The organism is Cellulosimicrobium cellulans, assembly GCF_001722485.1.
Taxonomy (GTDB): domain Bacteria; phylum Actinomycetota; class Actinomycetes; order Actinomycetales; family Cellulomonadaceae; genus Cellulosimicrobium; species Cellulosimicrobium cellulans_A.
This window is the reverse complement of record NZ_LWGL01000020.1, coordinates 14,302-31,716: the sequence shown is the minus strand read 5'-3', so window position 1 is coordinate 31,716 and position 17,415 is coordinate 14,302. Positions and strand designations below refer to the sequence as shown.

The 17,415-nt window shown below is 72.4% G+C and carries 15 protein-coding genes; 8 read left to right on the top strand and 7 right to left on the bottom strand.

What is annotated here, in order from left to right:
- Positions 1–18: 18 nt before the first annotated feature.
- The 3 genes from JZ5iCDA_RS04295 to arsM all read right to left on the bottom strand — a co-directional run bounded on the left by JZ5iCDA_RS04295 (position 19) and on the right by arsM (position 3,897).
- A complete protein-coding gene (locus tag JZ5iCDA_RS04295) occupies positions 19–675 on the bottom strand; it encodes a DUF4142 domain-containing protein (protein ID WP_171905291.1) in 657 nt (218 codons plus the stop codon).
- Positions 676–776: 101 nt separating this feature from the next.
- Positions 777–2,951: an RNA polymerase recycling motor ATPase HelR gene (gene helR / locus JZ5iCDA_RS04290; protein ID WP_069386022.1), complete on the bottom strand. Its 2,175-nt coding sequence runs from the start codon at positions 2,949–2,951 to the stop codon at positions 777–779.
- Between the two features lie 172 nt (positions 2,952–3,123).
- Positions 3,124–3,897 (bottom strand): arsenite methyltransferase, encoded by a 774-nt coding sequence (gene arsM, locus JZ5iCDA_RS04285; RefSeq protein WP_069386021.1) that lies wholly within the window; start codon positions 3,895–3,897, stop codon positions 3,124–3,126.
- Positions 3,898–3,986: 89 nt separating this feature from the next.
- On the opposite strand from arsM, the gene JZ5iCDA_RS04280 reads away from it, so the two are divergent.
- Positions 3,987–4,358 carry an ArsR/SmtB family transcription factor gene (locus JZ5iCDA_RS04280; RefSeq protein WP_069386027.1) on the top strand — a complete coding sequence of 124 codons (372 nt, stop codon included), beginning with the start codon at positions 3,987–3,989 and terminating at the stop codon, positions 4,356–4,358.
- Positions 4,355–4,777: an arsenate reductase ArsC gene (locus JZ5iCDA_RS04275; RefSeq protein WP_069386020.1), complete on the top strand. Its 423-nt coding sequence runs from the start codon at positions 4,355–4,357 to the stop codon at positions 4,775–4,777. The genes JZ5iCDA_RS04280 and JZ5iCDA_RS04275 overlap by 4 nt, the downstream gene beginning before the upstream one ends.
- Before the next feature lie 4 nt (positions 4,778–4,781).
- Here JZ5iCDA_RS04275 and JZ5iCDA_RS04270 read toward each other — a convergent pair whose 3' ends face one another.
- Positions 4,782–5,384 (bottom strand): response regulator transcription factor, encoded by a 603-nt coding sequence (locus JZ5iCDA_RS04270; protein WP_069386019.1) that lies wholly within the window; start codon positions 5,382–5,384, stop codon positions 4,782–4,784.
- Complete coding sequence (locus JZ5iCDA_RS04265; protein WP_253181946.1) at positions 5,381–6,553, bottom strand: sensor histidine kinase; 1,173 nt, start codon at positions 6,551–6,553, stop codon at positions 5,381–5,383. The genes JZ5iCDA_RS04270 and JZ5iCDA_RS04265 overlap by 4 nt, the downstream gene beginning before the upstream one ends.
- A 163-nt stretch (positions 6,554–6,716) precedes the next feature.
- Here JZ5iCDA_RS04265 and JZ5iCDA_RS04260 point away from each other — a divergent pair, with 163 nt between their 5' ends.
- The 4 genes from JZ5iCDA_RS04260 (at position 6,717) to JZ5iCDA_RS04245 (ending at position 10,970) form a co-directional block, all read left to right on the top strand.
- Complete coding sequence (locus JZ5iCDA_RS04260; RefSeq protein ID WP_069386018.1) at positions 6,717–7,601, top strand: ABC transporter ATP-binding protein; 885 nt, start codon at positions 6,717–6,719, stop codon at positions 7,599–7,601.
- 79 nt (positions 7,602–7,680) lie between these two features.
- The gene (locus JZ5iCDA_RS04255; protein ID WP_069386017.1) at positions 7,681–8,400 is read left to right on the top strand and encodes an ABC transporter permease; all 720 of its coding nucleotides are present in this window, start codon (positions 7,681–7,683) and stop codon (positions 8,398–8,400) included.
- A 47-nt stretch (positions 8,401–8,447) separates the two neighbouring features.
- The gene (locus JZ5iCDA_RS04250; RefSeq protein WP_069386016.1) at positions 8,448–9,170 is read left to right on the top strand and encodes a GOLPH3/VPS74 family protein; all 723 of its coding nucleotides are present in this window, start codon (positions 8,448–8,450) and stop codon (positions 9,168–9,170) included.
- Between the two features lie 324 nt (positions 9,171–9,494).
- Positions 9,495–10,970 carry a discoidin domain-containing protein gene (locus JZ5iCDA_RS04245; protein ID WP_069386015.1) on the top strand — a complete coding sequence of 492 codons (1,476 nt, stop codon included), beginning with the start codon at positions 9,495–9,497 and terminating at the stop codon, positions 10,968–10,970.
- 505 nt (positions 10,971–11,475) lie between these two features.
- Here the strand turns inward: JZ5iCDA_RS04245 and JZ5iCDA_RS04240 are convergent.
- Complete coding sequence (locus JZ5iCDA_RS04240) at positions 11,476–12,378, bottom strand: NAD(P)-dependent oxidoreductase (protein ID WP_069386014.1); 903 nt, start codon at positions 12,376–12,378, stop codon at positions 11,476–11,478.
- A gap of 48 nt (positions 12,379–12,426) precedes the next feature.
- On the opposite strand from JZ5iCDA_RS04240, the gene JZ5iCDA_RS04235 reads away from it, so the two are divergent.
- Positions 12,427–12,834, top strand: coding sequence for a MerR family transcriptional regulator (locus tag JZ5iCDA_RS04235; protein WP_069386013.1), 408 nt, complete (start codon positions 12,427–12,429; stop codon positions 12,832–12,834).
- A 101-nt stretch (positions 12,835–12,935) separates the two neighbouring features.
- On the opposite strand, the gene JZ5iCDA_RS04230 is transcribed toward JZ5iCDA_RS04235, so the two are convergent.
- Positions 12,936–15,584, bottom strand: a complete 2,649-nt coding sequence (locus JZ5iCDA_RS04230) for a replicative DNA helicase (protein WP_069386025.1) — start codon at positions 15,582–15,584, stop codon at positions 12,936–12,938.
- 432 nt (positions 15,585–16,016) lie between these two features.
- Between JZ5iCDA_RS04230 and JZ5iCDA_RS04225 the strand changes: the two genes are divergently transcribed.
- Positions 16,017–17,360: an MATE family efflux transporter gene (locus JZ5iCDA_RS04225; protein ID WP_069386012.1), complete on the top strand. Its 1,344-nt coding sequence runs from the start codon at positions 16,017–16,019 to the stop codon at positions 17,358–17,360.
- Positions 17,361–17,415: the final 55 nt, after the last annotated feature.

The following is a 17,415-nucleotide window of genomic DNA, read 5'->3' as shown; positions in this document are numbered from 1 at the left end:
CGTGACGGGGACCGCGGGTCACGCCGTCTGGCGGCGACGCGCCACGACCACCGCCCCCGCCACCACGGCCGCGGCGCCGACGGCGAGGAGCGCGACGCCGAGCGGCTGCGTCCCGGTCGCGGCGTCGCCACCCGTGCCGGCCGGGACCGAGGACGGGATGCCCATCTGCTGCGCGGTCGCGAGGAGGCCGTCGAGGTGCTTCTGCACGACGGGCGCGGCCGCGGCGGCAGCGTCCTTGACCTGCTGGTCCGAGCCCTGCGCGAGCTCCTGCTCGCCCGCGGCGATCGTCGCCCGGTGCCCGGCGATCTGCGACTCCACCCACGCGGTGTCGAACGCCTCGCCGGACTGGGCCTTGACCTGCTCGAGCGTGGCCTGCTGCTCGGCCGTCGGCGCGTCGGGCAGGGTCACGCCGAGCTGCTGCGCGAGCGCCGTGAGGTCGGCGTCGAGCGCGGTGTGGTCGTCGATGAGCATCTGCCCGTGGTGGCGGACCTCCTCCGACGCGGCCTGCGCCACGGCGGCCTCTCCCGCCGCGATCTCGGCGAGGTTGCCCTGGTGGGCGGTGGCCATCCACTGCGTGTCCTGGTCGGACGGCGCGGCGGCGGCGGGGCCTGCCGCGAGCGCGAGCGCTCCGGCGGCGGCGGCGAGCGCCACGACGGCGCGACGACGGATGTTCATGGTGTTCTCCTCAGGACGACGGTGGCTGAGGGGGCCCGTCTTCCCGAGCCGACTCCTCCTCATCGTCAGAAGCGATGCCCGGGCACGCATCTGGGCGGGCATCAGGGGCTCGTGAGGACGACGAGGCGCTGCGTCGCGCGTGTCATCGCGACGTAGCGGTCGACCGCGCCCTGGACCCCCGTGCCGAACGCCTCCGGGTCCACGAGCACGACGAGGTCGAACTCGAGGCCCTTGGTGTCCTCCGGACTCAGTGACAGCACGCGCGGGCGGGCGACGAACGCCGGGTCTCCGACGACGCACGCGGTGCCCTCGGCGTGCTCGGCGAGCCAGTCGTCGAGGACGGCGTCGAGCTCGTCGCCGTCCGTGACGGCCCGGTGCTCGACGGGCACCCCGGTGCTGCGCACGGCCGTCGGGACGTTGGCGTCGGGGATCGCGGTTCGGATGACCTGCTCGGCCTCGGCCATGATCTCGGTGGGCGTCCGGTAGCTGATGCTCAGGGACCTGAGCTCGACCCGGTCGAGGCCGACGCGCGCGAGCCGCTCCTGCCACGGCTCGGTGAAACCGTGGCGCGCCTGGGCGCGGTCGCCGACGACCGTGAGGCTGCGCGACGGGCAGCGGGCGACGAGCATCCGCCACTCGGCGTCGGTGAGCTCCTGCGCCTCGTCGACGACGACGTGCGCGAACGGCCCGGCGAGCGCGTCCGGGTCCGTGACGGGCTGCACGCCGTCGTCCACGAGCGCGTCCTGCAGGTCCTGCCCGCGCAGCATCGACATGACGAGCATCTCGGAGTCGTCGGTCGCGATCAGGTCGTCCACGACGTCGGCCCGGCGCGCGCGCTCGGCCGCGGCGGCGGCCTCCTGGCGCCTGCGCCGGCGCGTCGCGTCGGGGTCGCCGAGGCGCCGACGGGCGGTGTCGAGGAGCGGCAGGTCGGACGTCGTCCAGGCGTCCGGCACGTCGCGCTGCAGCGCCCGCACCTCGGCGGGCTCGAGCCAGGGCGCGCACCGGCGCAGGTACGCCGGCACCGTCCACAGGTCGCCGACGAGGTCCGTCGGCTCGAGCAGCGGCCAGGCCCGGCTGAACGTGCGGACGAGGTCGCGGTCCTGCACGAGCGCACGCCGCAGCCGGTCCGCCGGGACCTCGCCCTCGTCGTCGGCCCCCGCCTCGTCGCCGAGCTTGTCGACGAGGATCGTCAGGAGCGCCTCCCACACCTGGTCGCGCGCCTCGTTGTGCGGGGTGCCGGGCTCCACGGCACCGTAGGCCTCGGCCCAGTCGGCCGTGCTCACCCAGACGTCCCCGTACGGCGTCGCGACCTCGAGGCCGTCCGCGGGCGGCTGCTCGTACAGCGCGACCGCCGGCTCGATGACGCCCACCGTGCGCGCGTCCGCCTTGAGACGCGCCACCTCGGGGTCGCGCTCGACGGCCGCCCGGGCGCCCTCGGGGACGAGGTCGCGCAGCGTGCACGTCCGCACGCCCTCCTCCCCCAGGCTCGGCAGCACGTCCGCCACGTAGTCGAGGTACGGCCGGCTGGGCCCGACGACGAGCACGCCGCCGCGACGGCGGTCGACGTGCGGGTCGGCGTGCAGCAGGTACGCGGCGCGGTGCAGGGCCACCACCGTCTTGCCCGTGCCCGGGCCGCCCTCGACCACGACGACGCCGCGCGAGCCCGTGCGGACGATCGCGTCCTGGTCGGCGGCGATGGTCGCGAGGACGTCGCGCATCCGCGGCGACCGGCTCGCGGCGAGGCTCGCGATGAAGGCGGACTGGTCGTCGAGCACGAGGTTCTCGTCGGGCCCGACGCCGAAGGACTCGTCCCAGTAGTCGACGACCCGTCCGCGCGCCCAGCGGTAGCGACGCCGGCTCGCGAGGCCCATGGGGTCGCCGTGGGTCGCCGCGAAGAACGGCTCGGCCACAGGCGTGCGCCAGTCGACGAGCAGACGCCGCCCGGCACGGTCGGTGAGCCCGACCCGCCCCACGTACACCGGAACGGAGCCGTCGGCCGGGACCATGCGGCCGAGGCACAGGTCGAGGCCGAAGCGGCGCAGCGTGCGCAGGCGCGACGTCAGGCGGTGCACCTCCTGGTCGCGGTCGAGCGCGGCCTGGCCCGCGCCGGCGCGCGCCCGGCGCGCGGCGTCGAGACGCCCGGACACGTCGGCGACCGCCTGCTCGATCGCGTCGGCGACCGCGGCGAGGTGCCGCTCGTCGGCGCCGATCAGCGCGGGGTCGGCCTTGGCGGGGTGGTCGGCGAGGTCGAAGGCGCTCGTGGTGAGGGGGTTCACGTCATCAGCTCCGATCGGGACGCGGCGTCGCCGCCGCTGCCGCCGTCGGTCCGGGGCGCCGGACCGCGGTACGGCCAGCGATTCTGCGCCCCGACCGGGGCCTTGCCGCAAGACCCCCCGTGCGCTATACGTTGAGAGTGGCGAGGGGTTTCCCCTCGCCGCTCTCGTGCGATCAGGCGGTCGGCTTGACGGCGCGGACGACCGCCCCGTGCATGGCGTCGGCCACCTCGTGCGTCAGCTCGACCTCGGCGTCGACGAACCCCGCCGCGGCGAGCCCGTCCAGGTACTCGCTGCGCGAGAGGGCGCCCGCGACGCACCCCACGTGGCTGCCGCGCTCCGCACGGTCGGCCGCCGTCAGGTGGTCCTCGGCGACGACGTCGGAGATGCCGACCCGCCCGCCGGGGGCGAGCACGCGGAACACCTCGGCGAGCACCGCCGGCTTGTCGGGCGAGAGGTTGACGACGCAGTTCGAGATGACGACGTCGACGCTCCCGTCGGCCAGCGGCAGGTCCTCGATCGTCCCCTTGCGGAACTCGACGTTCGTCGCCCCCGCCTCGGCCGCGTTGCGCCGCGCGAGGTCGAGCATCTCATCGGTCATGTCGACGCCGTAGGCGAACCCGCTCGGCCCGACCCGGCGCGCAGACAGCAGGACGTCGATGCCCCCGCCGGAGCCCAGGTCGAGCACGCGCTCCCCCTCGCGCAGCTCCGCGACCGCGACCGGGTTGCCGCACCCCAGGCTCGCGAGGACGGCGGCCTGCGGCAGGTCGGCGACCTGCCGCGCGTCGTACAGCCCCGGACCGAACACCGGCGCCTGGTCCCGCGGACCGCAGCACGACGATCCGCTGCCGCAGCACCCCTCCTCCGCGGGCTCGCCTCCGGCGGCGACGCCGGCGGCCTCCGCGTACCGCGCCCGGACCTGCTCACGCACCTCGTCGTGGACGGACATGTCGATCCCCTTTCACATCGATGGATGTCGATACGAGAACCGTGGGCCATTCATCGACGAATGTCAATACGTGTGTCAGGATGGTCCGCATGACGACGACGCTCCCCCTCGCCGCCCCGAGCGGCGGCTGCTGCGGCACGGCGGATCCCGGCCTGGACGCGGACGCCGCGCGCGACGTCGCGGCGACGTTCAAGGCCCTCGCCGACCCGGCGCGCGTGCGCCTGCTGTCGATCATCGCGGCGCAGCCCGACGGCGAGGCGTGCATCTGCGACCTCACCGAGCCCGTCGGGCTCTCGCAGCCGACGGTGTCGCACCACATGACCACGCTCGCCCGGGCCGGCCTCGTGACGCGCGAGCAGCGTGGCAAGTGGGCCTACTTCGCGGTCGCCCCCGGCGCCCGCGAGCGTGTCGAGGGAGCGCTCGGCGCCGTCCTCGCCGAGCAGCCGGTGGTGGCCCGATGAGCGCGGCGACGCGTCCGAGCGTGCTCTTCGTCTGCGTCCACAACGCCGGCCGCTCGCAGATGGCCGCCGGGTTCGTGCGCGAGCTCGGCGGCGGCGCCGTCGAGGTGCGGTCGGCCGGCTCGATGCCCGGCGACCGCATCAACCCCGTCGCGGTCGAGGCGATGCGCGAGGTCGGGATCGACCTCACCGGCCAGCAGCCGAAGGTGCTGACGCCCGAGGCCGTCCAGGCGTCCGACGTCGTCATCACCATGGGGTGCGGCGACGCTTGCCCGTTCTACCCGGGCAAGCGCTACGAGGACTGGGAGCTCGACGACCCGGCGGGGCAGGGCATCGACGCCGTCCGGCCGATCCGCGACGACATCCGCGCGCGCGTCGTCGCGCTGCTCGAGTCGCTGGGGGTGCCGACCGCCGCCCGCTGAGCCGCTACAGCCAGTCGTGCTCGCGCGCGTACCGCGCCGCCTCGTGGCGCGTGCGCGTCTGCGTCTTCTGCATCGCGTTCGACAGGTAGTTGCGCACGGTGCCCTGCGCGAGGTGGAGCCGGACGGCGATGTCGGCCACCGAGTAGCCCTCGGACGTCGCGCGCAGGACGTCGACCTCCCGCTCGGTGAGCGGGCAGTCGTCGACGAGGGCGAGCGCGGAGACGTCCGGGTCGACCCAGCGCCGGCCGGCGTGGAGGGTCTGGATCACGGTGGCGATGTGCGACGGCTCGGCCGCCTTGCTCACGAAGCCCTGCACGCCGAGCCGCAGCGCCTTGCGCAACACCCCGGGGCGGGCGTGCCGCGTCAGCATGAGGATCGCCTGCTCCGGCCGCGCCGCACGGATCCGCTCGACCGCGGCGAGCCCGTCGACGCCCGGCATCTCGAGGTCGATGACGAGCACGTCCGGCTCGTGCTCCGCGACGGCGCGGACCGCCGCCTCGCCGTCCTCCGCCTCGGCGAGCACGGCGATGTCACCCTCGAGCGGCAGCAGCGCGCCGAGCGCCTTGCGCAGCAGGACCTCGTCGTCGGCGAGCACCACGGTGGTCATCGCGCCTCCTGCCGTGCGGTCGGGCGCCGGTCCGCGCCCGCCTGGGGGAACACGGCCGCCGTCGTGAACCGTCCGTCGTCCTGGGTCACCGTCAGCTCGCCGCCTGCGCCCGCGACGCGTTCACGCAGCGTCGCCAGGCCACCGAGCTCGGGCAGCGGGCCGCGCGCCGCGCCGTCGTTCACGACGGCGATCCCCGCGGCCGAGAGCGTGATCGTCACCTCGGCGGCCTGCGCGTGCCGCAGGATGTTCGTCGTCGTCTCACGGAGCACCTGCCCGAGCAGCTCGCTGGTCCGCGGCTCGGGTTCGGCGTCGCGGTCGACCCGCACGCGGATCCCCGCGGCCTCGAAGAGGTTCTTCGCGTTCTCCAGCTCCGCGGAGAGGTTGAGCCGGCGCTGCGCGTAGGCGAGCTCCTTGGTCTGCGTGATGGTGTCGCCGACGAGCTCGTGGATCTCGCGCAGCTCGTCCTCCGCGCGGTCGGGGTCGACGTGCACGAGCTTCCGCGCGAGGGCCAGCTTGAGCTTGACGACGTGGAGCGTGTGGCCCTGGATGTCGTGCAGGTCGCTCGCGAACCGGATGCGCTCGCGCGCCACGGCGAGCTCCGCCTCGCGCTCGCGCGAGTCCTCGATCTCCTGGACGACGTCGTAGAACCGCTTGTTGGGGAACATCAGCCCGGCGACCACGGCGGTGATGCCGGTGGGCAGGAGGACGTAGGCGAGGAAGTCCGCGGTGGTGACGGGCGGCCCGACGAGCAGGCGAGTCACGCCGACCGCCGCGACGTAGCCCACGAGCACGACGGCCGCGACAGCTCGGTGGCGCGGCAGCCGCGGCGCCACGAGCGAGCCCACCATCGCGACGCCGAAGAACGCGGTCGGGCTCTCGACCACCAGTGCCCCGTACGCCCACACCGCCGCCGCGACGACGAGGCACGGGAACGCCACCGGGAAGAGCCGGTCCCCCGCCCACCGCACGAACGCGACCAGCGCCGCGACGACCCCGAGGGCGAGGACGGCCGCCTCGCCCCACGTCCGCGCGTCGACCGCGACCGCGACCGCCCCGCCGAGGGCGAGCACCGGGAGCATCGTCGTGAGGTTGAGACCGCGGAACCGTCCCTGCGCCGTCACGGTGCGGCCGGCGGTCGCCGACGCGGCGCGCGGTGGCGGCATGTCCATGGGCGGCTCTCCGGGGTCGGACGGCGGGTCTCGCCCCAGGATTCCGCGGGCGCGGCCGTCGCACCAGTGACACCACGTCATGCCCCGACCCGTCGCCGTGTCACGGCGGGCTCCTGACGCCACGACACTGCCGCGCGGACGCGGCGTCCGGTGATATCGAGGCATGACTTCGACACACGTCATCGACGTCGAGAACCTCCACGTCTCCTACGGCGACTTCCACGCCGTCAAGGACCTGTCCTTCCGGGTGCGCAGCGGCGAGATCTACGCGCTGCTCGGCACGAACGGCGCCGGCAAGACCTCGACCCTCGAGGTCGTCGAGGGCCACCGGGCCGCGACCTCCGGGCGCGCGCGGGTCTTCGGACGCCGCCCCGACGACCGGGCCGCGGTGCGCCCGCGGACCGGGATCATGCTCCAGGAGAGCGGCTTCGCCGCCGACCTCACCGTCCGCGAGTCGGTCGACCTCGTCGGGCGCCTCAGCGGCCGCACCGATTCGGTGGACCGCGTGCTCGACGTCGTCGACCTGCGGCACAAGGCCACGACCGTCGTCGGGCAGCTGTCCGGCGGCGAGAAGCGCCGACTCGACTTCGCGACCGCCGTGTACGGGTCACCGCAGCTCGTCTTCCTCGACGAGCCGACCACCGGCCTCGACATCCAGTCCCGCGACGCCCTGTGGACGGCGGTCGAGAAGCTGCGCGGCGACGGGTCGACGGTCGTGCTCACCACGCACTACCTCGAGGAGGCGCAGCAGCACGCCGACCGGATCGGCGTCATGCACCGCGGCACCCTGCGGCAGGAGGGCACGGTGTCCGACCTGACCCGGACGCTGCCCGCCGTCATCCGCTTCACGCTGCCGCCCTCGGCCCCGCCCGTGCCGCTGGAGGTCACGAGCTCCGGCGACCGGTCCGTCGTCGTGGAGACCTTCGCGCTGCAGCGCGACCTCCACACGCTGCTCGGCTGGGCGGACGACCACGCGCTCGAGCTCGCGGACCTCGAGGCCGGGCCCACCCGGCTCGACGACGTCTTCCGCGCCATCGACGACGACTGACCCGCGCGGGCTGGTCCCTGCGCGCCGATTCCCGCCCGTCCCTTCCCGCCCGTCCCCTGACTTCCCGAGAGGAACCCCCATGCTCCCCATCGCCCGGAGCGAGCTCGTCCAGATCTTCCGCAACCGCTCGGTGCTCATCACGAGCTTCGTCATCCCCGTCGCCGTCAGCGCCCTCTTCATCTACCAGCACGACACCTTCGCGACCATCGGCAGCCTCGGCTACATCGCCGCAGTCGTCATGTTCACCGTCACCGTGTTCGGCCTGTACTCCACGACCGTCACGACGCTCGTCGACCGGCGGCAGAACCTCTTCCTCAAGCGGCTGCGGTCCACCGCGGCGACCGACGCCGGCATCCTCACCGGGCTGGTGCTGCCCGCGACGGTCATCGCGCTCGTCCAGGTCGGCCTCATCCTCGCCGTGTTCGGCGCGGTGACGGGGGCGCCCGAGAACGTCGCCCTGCTCGTCGTCGCCGTCGTCGCGACGGTCGCCCTGATGATCGCCCTCGGGCTCGCCACGGCGGGCGTCACCCGGACGCCCGAGCACGCGCAGATCACCGCGCTCCCCGTGAGCCTCGGCGTCATCGCCGTCGCGAGCTGGGTCGGCATCACCGGCACCGAGAGCCTCACCCTGCTCAAGCGCCTCCTGCCTGGCGGCGCGGCCACCGAGCTCGTCGTCCAGGCGTGGGAGGGCGGCGCTCCCCTCGGCGACTCGCTGCTCCTGCTGGCCCCCACCGCCGCGTGGATCGTCGTCGCCGTCTCGCTCGCGTTCCGGCTGTTCCGCTGGGACCCGCGGCGCTGACGCGGCGACCTGCCATCCCCACCGAGACCGAGCGACCGGAGACGACCATGGCCGACCACCACGTCACGCAGGACACGCCGGACACGCGGGACACCGAGCGCCCGCTGCTCCTCGTCGAGGACCTCATGCTCCTTCTTCTCGACGACGCGACCGGCACCATCAAGGGAGAGGGAACGCTGCACTGGACGCTCGGCGGTGCCGTCCTCATGGACCTCGCGCTGCGCGGGCGCGTCGAGACCGACCGCGAGCGGACCGTGCACGCCGTGCCCGGTCCCCCGCTCGGCGACCCGCTGCTCGGCGACGCGTTCGAGCGCGTCGCGAAGCGGCCCCGCTACGTCGGAACCGTGCTGGCCGAGATCGGCCCGCCCCTGCGGGCGCGGGTGCTCGACCGGCTCGTCGAGCGCGGCCTGGTCCGCCGCGAGCGGTCGAAGCTGCTCGGGTTCATCCCGACGACACGGATGCCCCCGCAGGACCTCGCGCACGAGGCGGCGCTGCTCGAGCGCGTCCGCGCGGTGCTCGAGGACGGCGAGATGCCGGACGCGCGGACCGCGGCGCTCGTCGCGATCCTGTCCGCGAGCGGCACGCTGCCGCAGTTCCACCCCGCGGTCGGCTGGTCGAACGCCGTCGCGAGCCGAGCGCTGAGGTACCAGAACGGCGACTGGGGCGCCGCCGCCGTCGGCACCGCGGTCATCGCTCAGGCCGCCGCCGTCAACGTGTCGATCGGGATCGCCGTGGCGACGGGAGTCATCGGCGGCAGCCAGGCGCAGTGAGCCGCCGAGATGCCTTGACGTCATCATGACCGCCCATTACGTTCTTTTGCACACCGGCACTCAGAAGTCGCATGATCGCCGCCCTCAATCGACAACGCTGTCAATTGGAGTACCATGCACATCTCTCAGTATTCGTCTCGTGCGCGCCGGCTCGGTGCAGGCCTGACGGGCGGAGCGCTCCTTGCGGGCGCCCTCACCGCGGCCCCCGCTGTTGCCGTCCCGTCGACGGTTGTCGTTCCTCCACCGACCAGCACAGCGGCTGAGGCGTGCGGCGAGGACGACGGGCTCCCCGACTCGAAGATCTCCATCCAGCTGTACACGCACGTGGGTGAGCTCGGGTCCGGGACGCCGTCGCCCGAGACGATCGACCGCGTGCTCGGCGAGGTGGCTGACGCCGGCTTCACCCACGTCGAGCCGTACGACCAGCCCTACTCGATGCCGGTCGAGGACTACGAGGCGATCCTCGGCAAGCACGGCCTCGAGGTGTCGTCGAGCCACGGCAGCACGGAGTGGGCGACGTGGCCCGAGACGGTCGAGTACGCGGTCGCGCTGGGCCAGGACTACATCGGCACCGGCGGCATGGCCGGCGGCTACGGCACCTACGAGGAAGCGCTCGCGACCGCGGCGTACGTGAACCAGCTCGGCCAGTACGCGCACGAGAACGGCGCGAACAAGATCGCGCTGCACAACCACCAGAGCGAGTTCACCACGCAGTTCCCCGACCCGGAGACGGGGGAGATGGTCACCGCCTGGGAGGTCATCGAGCAGAACACCGACCCGCGCTACGTCACCTTCCAGCTCGACGTCGGCTGGGCCGCGGACGCCGGCATCGACGTCCCGGCATGGATCGAGGAGCACGGCGACCGTATCGAGCTGCTCCACATCAAGGACGCCGTGAACGTCGACGCCGAGGGCGACATGCGGCAGGTCGCCCTCGGCAACGGTGAGCTCGACCTTCCGGCGATCATCGCCGCAGCCGAGCCGTACGTGAAGTACTACACCTACGAGTGGGACTGGGCGCCGTCGTTCCAGACCACTGCGGACTCCTACGAGTACCTGCGCTGCTACCTCTCCCCCGACTACGACAACGGTGGTGGCGGCGACGACGGCGAGTCGCTGGCGCTCGGCCGACCGGTGACGACCTCCAGCATCGACGACCCGGCACGCACCGGCGACAAGGCGGTGGACGGCAACGCGGGCACCCGGTGGGGCAGCGCGTGGAGCGAGCCCGAGTGGATCGCGGTGGACCTCGGCGCGAGCTACGACCTCAGCCGCGTCGTGATCGACTGGGAAACCGCGTACGCGTCGGCGTACGAGATCCAGACCTCGCCGGACGGCGAGACCTGGACCACCGTGCACACCGTCACCGACGGCGACGGGTTGTTCGACGAGCTGGACGTCTCGGGCACCGCCCGGCACGTGCGCCTCTACGCCACGGAGCGCGCGACGCAGTGGGGCTTCTCCATCTACGAGCTCGAGGTCTACGGCACGCCGACCGGCGGGCAGTCCAAGCTCGACCTCGACGTCGAGGTGGAGCCGCGGTGCCTGGCCGGCAAGGCCTACCTCGCCGTCCGTGCGGCGAACGGCGAGAACACCCCCGTCGACGTGACGCTCACGACGCCGTTCGGCACGCACGAGGTCGCCGACGTCGCCCCCGGCGCGAACGCGTACCAGGCGTTCCCCGTGCGCTCCGCCGAGGTCGCGAGCGGTTCTGTGACCGTCACCGGCGCCGCGACGATCGACGGTGAGGACGTCACCTCGACCGTCGACGTCGACCACGGCGAGCTCTCCTGCTCCTGACCGTCTTCGGGACGTCGTGATCCTCCCGGCGGCCTCGGACGCTCGGCTGCACCAGAGTTCTGAACCGGCGCCTGCCGGCCTCGTCCTGAGGTCGGCAGGCGTCCTCGTCGCGCCGATGTCCGACACCGCGCGCAAAGTCTCGCAGTGCGTCGCTACCCGGCGTGCGGCGCGCGAGGTGCTCACGCCGCGACACCGGAGGACAGCGGTCAGCAGGGCGGGTTCGACCAGTACGGAGTACCGGTCGACCGAGGCTGCGTCTCGAGGACACGTCGGCTTGGCGACGGCTGTTGGCGTGCGGCGCAGATTGCGCGTACGCGCCGCTGTACATCGCATGATCTCGGGCGTGTCGCCAGAGTCGCGAAACGTAGGTCACACGCGATCGGCGCCCGCCCGTGACGATCTCGGGGAGGATTCAGACTGCGACGCAAGCCCCGATGGAGCGTCCGCCTCCGCCGCAGGTTCTTGTTGGCATGAGAGTGCGCCCGTCGGCGGCAGCTCGCTCTGGTCAGCGGTGATCTCGACGCTCCAAAGATGCTGGTCGGCTGAACTCCTCGATCAGCACGGGGTACTGCTCGCCACCGTGCCCGGCCGCCATCGAGCGGTCGGCCATCTCCTTGATCAGCTTCGGCAGCTCGGCGTTGACGCCTACCGCCTCGCTCTCCTCGATGAGGTGCGTCATCGCCCGGGCGTCGGTCTCCAACGCCGACACCACGGCCGGGAACTGGCCGCTGTCGACCTGCACCGCGTACCCCGGCAACCATCCGGCGACACCGGTGGCGATCTGCTGCGCGAACGGAGCGTACGCCGCGGCGTCGACGCCCGCCGTACGCAGCATGGCCGTCCCTTGGAGCCAGGCGTTGAGAACGCTCCACATCATGGCCAGCCCAGCGACGTCGTACAAGGACGCCAGCCCGTGGTCCTCCCCGAGGTAGGTGAGCACGCCCAGCGCCTCGAGAGTCGGCTCGTGCCGTTCGAAGTCCGACGCCGGCCCCGAGTGCAGGATCACGGCCTCAGGCGTCCCGATCGCCGGCGGTACCGCCATGATGGCGCCGTCAAGGTACCGGGCGCCGTGCTGCTCAGCCCATCGGGCGGCGTCGCGAGCCTGGGTGGAGCTGCCGGAGGTCAGGTTGACCAGCGTGGTGCCGTCCAGCTGCGGTTCTCCCACGCCGAGCAGCTCGTACATCGCGTCGTAGTCGGTGACGCAGATGATGGTCACCTCGCTCGCCGTGAGCGCGTGCCCCACTGTGGGCGCCAGGCGTGCGCCCTCGGCCACCAGGCGGTCGGCCTTGGAGGCCGTGCGGTTCCACACGGTGGTTGGATGGCCGGCCTTGAGCAGCGCGGCGGCGAGTGCCTGGCCCATCAGGCCCAGCCCGATGACTGTCACGGAGGTGTCGGTCTTGTCGTCCATGCCAGTATCGTCAACGTTCATACCGGTGTGAAGGTCAAGTGAGGTGCCATGCGGATCGGGGAACTGAGTCGTCGAACGGGCGTCAGCGCCCACCTGCTGCGGTACTACGAGGCCCAGGGCCTGCTGCAGGCCGACCGCCGCGCGAATGGCTACCGCGAGTTCGATGAGGACGCCGTGCTGCGGGTGAGGCAGATTCGACACCTGCTCGGCGCCGGCCTGTCGTCCGAGGACATCGCGTACCTGTTGCCGTGCGCGACCGGGGAGGCTCCGGAACTGTTCGGCTGCCCCGAGATGCTGAGCGCTCTGCGGTCACGGCTCCGCCAGCTCGACGACCAGATGGAGCGGCTCGCCCAGTCACGGCACGCGTTGGCCGGCTACCTCGACGCGGCTGAGCGCATGAGTGGTGAGAGCTGTCCGCCCTTCGACGCTGCTCGCCTGGAGCCGGTCGCTGTCTGATCGGCGCACGCGGTCCGCCGGCCACATCAAGAACAGTGGTCGGCACGTCGGTTCGGCGGCAAGGTTGATGAGGACGTCGCCTGAGTTGCTTCTCTGCGGCGCTACATCTGCATGTCGGCGAAGCGCTGGTAGTGACCCTGGAACGCCACGGTGATGGTGTCCGTCGGGCCGTTACGGTGCTTCGCCACGATGAGGTCGGCCTCGCCGGCTCGCGGCGACTCCTTCTCGTACGCGTCCTCGCGGTGGAGGAGGATCACGACGTCGGCGTCCTGCTCGATGCTGTTGTGAGCCGCGATCCCGTTCGCGACGAAGTTGTGAGCGTCGAGCACGGTCGCGTCGAACACCTGCTTCTCCCCCACCGGTTCGATGGCGACGACCTCGTCCCAGAGCAGGTCGTTCATCGCCATGATCTCGAGCTTCTCGCTCTCGAGGACCGCGGCGATCTTGCTGAGGCGGTGCCGTGACGGGGCGTTCTTCCACAGCGCGCTGCCGCAGAACTGGGTGTCGATCGCCTCCGCGAACTCGCGGTGCGTCATCTCGCGCTCGACGAGGACCTCGCGCACGTCCTCCCAGACCTGCCGAGGGACGGTGTCGACGTTCGGGTTCGAGCGCGTCTCGCGGATGATCGTCAGCAGCTTCTCGGCGGTGTCGCCGCGGTCGCCATGGACGCCGATCTCCTGCAGGAAGCGGCGCTGGTCGTCCACGCCGCTGATGTCGAGCGTCCAGCCGGTCCGGTAAGCGCCCTTGGGCGTCGTCCGGCGCACGCGCGTGGAGATGCCGAACCTGAGCAGGAGCCGCGACAGGCCGTCGACGAGCTCGCGCGACGTCGAGGCGTAGTAGATGCGCCCGCTGCGGCCGTTCTTGTTCACCGTCACGGAGCCGTCCGTCGCCCAGATGTGCTTGATGAACAGCGCGATCTGGCGCTTGGGCAGGTGGAAGACGCTCGTCGGGATGAACTTCTCGTGGCTCCGCGCGCCGAACAGCCCCATGTCGTCCAGCCACTCCGCGATTGGGTTCCGCTTGCCGCGCGTCAGGCGGTACGGCGCCGGTAGCCGGAGCGTCGTGCACCGGGCGGCCGCGTACTCGTCGCGCACCGGCGTGATCCCGAACGCCGTCGCGGCGTCGCTGACGGCGGAGAGGTTCCGCTCGTCGATCGACGCGTAGCGGATGGGCTGTCGCTTCACGAACGACCCGTCACCGAGGAGGTGCGCGAGCATGACGACCTTGCGGTCGTCCCACTCGACGTTCCGCTCCGGGCCGGGGACGTGGCGCGGCACACCGATGCGCGAGCCCACCTCGAGGTCGCCGAGCGGCGTCCAGCCGTCGTAGGTGAGGAACGGGTGGTTCGCCGTCGCCTCGACCTCCTTGCCGGAAGCCAACCGCATGCGGAAGACCGGCTTCACGCCCGTGGGGAACACATGCGTGAGGTGCCGGCGCACGTACTGGAGACGGTCGTTGAGCGCCCACACCGGGACGTCCTTGGCGTTGAGCGCGAAGAGCTCACCCAGCGTCGTCTCGGCGCCCGTGTCGGCGCGCAGGATCTTCGTGTCCTCAGGAAGGCAGCCGGACTCGCGGAGGTCGCTCATCTGCGGCTTCTTGTCACCGCGCTGCTCCGGACCACGGTTCAGCTGCGAGATGGCGATGACCGGGACCTCGAGCTCCTTCGCGAGCAGCTTGAGCGCACGGGAGAACTCCGAGACCTCCTGCTGTCGCGACTCGACGCGCTTGCCCGACGACATGAGCTGGAGGTAGTCGATCACGACGAGCTTGAGGTCGTGCCGCTGCTTGAGGCGCCGGCACTTGGCGCGAATCTCCATGAGCGACATGTTCGGCGAGTCGTCGATGAACAACGGCGCCTCGGCCACCTTGCCCATGGTGCCGGCGAGCTTCTGCCAGTCGCCGTCGTCCATCTTCCCCGAGCGCATGCGCGTCAGCGGGACCTTTGCTTCTGCGGCGAGCAGACGCATCGTGATCTCGTTGCGGCTCATCTCCAGGGAGAAGATGACGGACGCCATCTGATGGTGCACCGCAGCATGAGTGGCGACATTAATTCCTAGTACCGATTTGCCAATTGCCGGCCTTGCAGCGACGACAATCATTTGTCCCGCATGAAGACCATTGGTGAGCCGGTCGAAGTCGGAGTACCCGGTCGGCACGCCGGTCATGCCCTCGCCGCGACCCTGCGCGGCCTCGATCTCGTCGAACGTCGGGCCGAGGATCTCCGACAGCGGCAGGTAGTCCTCGGTCGTGCGCCGCTCGGTCACGGCGTAGACCTCGGCCTGGGCGTTGTTGACGATGTCGTCGACGTCGCCGCCGTCGGTCGCGTAGCCGAGCTGGACGATGCGCGTCCCGGCCTCGACGAGGCGGCGCAGCACCGCGCGCTCGCGCACGATGCGCGCGTAGTAGCCGGCGTTGGCGGCGGTGGGGACGCCGGCCATGAGGTCGTGCAGGTACGGGGCGCCGCCGATGCGCTGGAGCTCGCCGCGCTTCGTCAGCTCGGCGACCACGGTGATGGCGTCCGCCGGCTCGCCGCGGCCGTAGAGGTCGATGATCGCCTCGTAGATGACCTCGTGCGCCGGGCGGTAGAAGTCCGAGCCGCGGATCTGCTCGATGACGTCGGCGATCGCGTCCTTCGACAGCAGCATGCCGCCCAGGACGCTCATCTCCGCCGCGACGTCCTGCGGCGGCGTGCGGTCGAACCCCGACGGGCCCGGCCCCCCGTAGCTGCCCTCGAGCTCCTCGATCGACATGCGCCCCTCGCTCCCCCGGCTCGCCGAGACCCCGGCGGGCCGCGGCGGCGGGCCCTCACCCGCGTCGTACACGTGTTCTACTGCGGGCCGCCCACACGACTGTCCCGGCGGCCGCGCCTGCCCTCTCGGGAGACACGACCCCGCGACACTAGATGCCGGTCGGGCGCACGGCAAACAGCCCTGTGCACAGCGTCGTGGACAGTCACCCGCGATCCTGTGGACACGGCGCCGCTCGCTGTGCACACCCGGTGGACAACCGTGTGGACAACTGGGGAATCTGTCTGTGTACATCCCTGTGCAGGCCGCATGACCAGCGCATTCACTACCCTCAGGGGTGTGGACGAAAGAAAGTCGGATGACACGCCGACGACACGCCGGACACCCGCGGGACGGGCGGACGTCACCCCTTCTTCACCCGCTGCGGCACACGACGTGACGTCGTCCACAGGCCGTCGCGGACGGTCCGCTCTCGACCGGCAGATCCTCGCCCTCGCCGTCCCGGCGCTCGGTGCCCTCGTCGCCGAGCCGCTGTTCGTCCTCGTCGACTCGGCCGTCGTCGGCCACCTCGGCACCGCCCAGCTCGCGGGCCTGTCTCTCGCCTCGACGCTCCTCGTCACGCTCGTCGGCCTGTGCGTGTTCCTCGCGTACGCGACCACCGCCGCGGTCGCGCGCCGGCTCGGGGCGAGGCAGGAGCGCGAGGCCCTGCAGTCCGGTGTCGACGGGCTGTGGCTCGCCCTCGGCCTGGGGATCGTCCTCGCCGCCGGCCTGTGGACGACGGCGCCGTGGGCGGTCGGCGCGATGGGCGGCACGGGCGACGTCGCCGAGCACGCCGTCGTCTACCTGCGCTGGTCCGCGCTCGGCCTGCCCGGCATGCTCCTCGTCCTCGCGTCCACGGGCGTCCTCCGCGGCCTCCAGGACACCCGGACGCCCCTGTGGGTGGCTGCCGGTGGTGCCACCGCCAACGCCGTCCTCAACGTCGCCCTCGTGTACGGCGCGGGCCTCGGCATCGCCGGCTCGGGCATCGGCACCGCGATCGCCCAGCTCGCCATGGGCGCCGTCCTCGTCGCCGTCGTCGTCCGCGGCGCCCGACGCCGCGGGGCAGCCCTGCGCCCCGCCGCCGGCGGCATCTGGGCCAACGCGCGCGCCGGCATCCCGCTCTTCGTCCGCACGCTCTCCCTGCGGCTCGCGATCCTCCTCACCGTCTTCGTCGCCACCGGCCTCGGCGAGGTCACGCTCGCCGGCTACCAGGTCGTCAACTCGATGTGGGGGCTCGCGGCGTTCGCGCTCGACGCGCTCGCCATCGCGGCCCAGGCGCTCGTCGGCCACGGCCTCGGTGCCGCCGACGTCCCGCGCGTCCGCGCCGTCCTGCGCCGCACGCTGCAGTGGGGCGTCGTGGCGGGCGTCGTGATCGGCCTCGTCATGGCGGCCGGCGGCTGGTGGTTCGCGCTGCTGTTCACCGACGACCCCGCGGTCCGCGCCGCCGTCGCGCTCGGCATGGCGGTCTGCGGCGCGCTCATGCCCATGGCGGGTTGGGTGTTCGTCCTCGACGGCGTCCTCATCGGCGCCGGCGACGGCCGCTTCCTCGCCTGGGCGGGCATGGTGACGCTCGCCGTCTACGCGCCCTTCGCCCTCGCCGTCCGGGCCTGGGCGCCCGACGGCGCGGCCGGCCTCGCGTGGCTGTGGCTCGCCTTCGCCGGGGTCTTCATGGCTGCGCGCGCCGTGACGACCGGGCTGCGCGCCCGCGGCACCCGCTGGATGGTCACGGGCACCGCCTGAGGCTCGCCCCCTCGGGACCGGCAACGCCCGACTCGCCGCGTGGACCCGAGCAGCA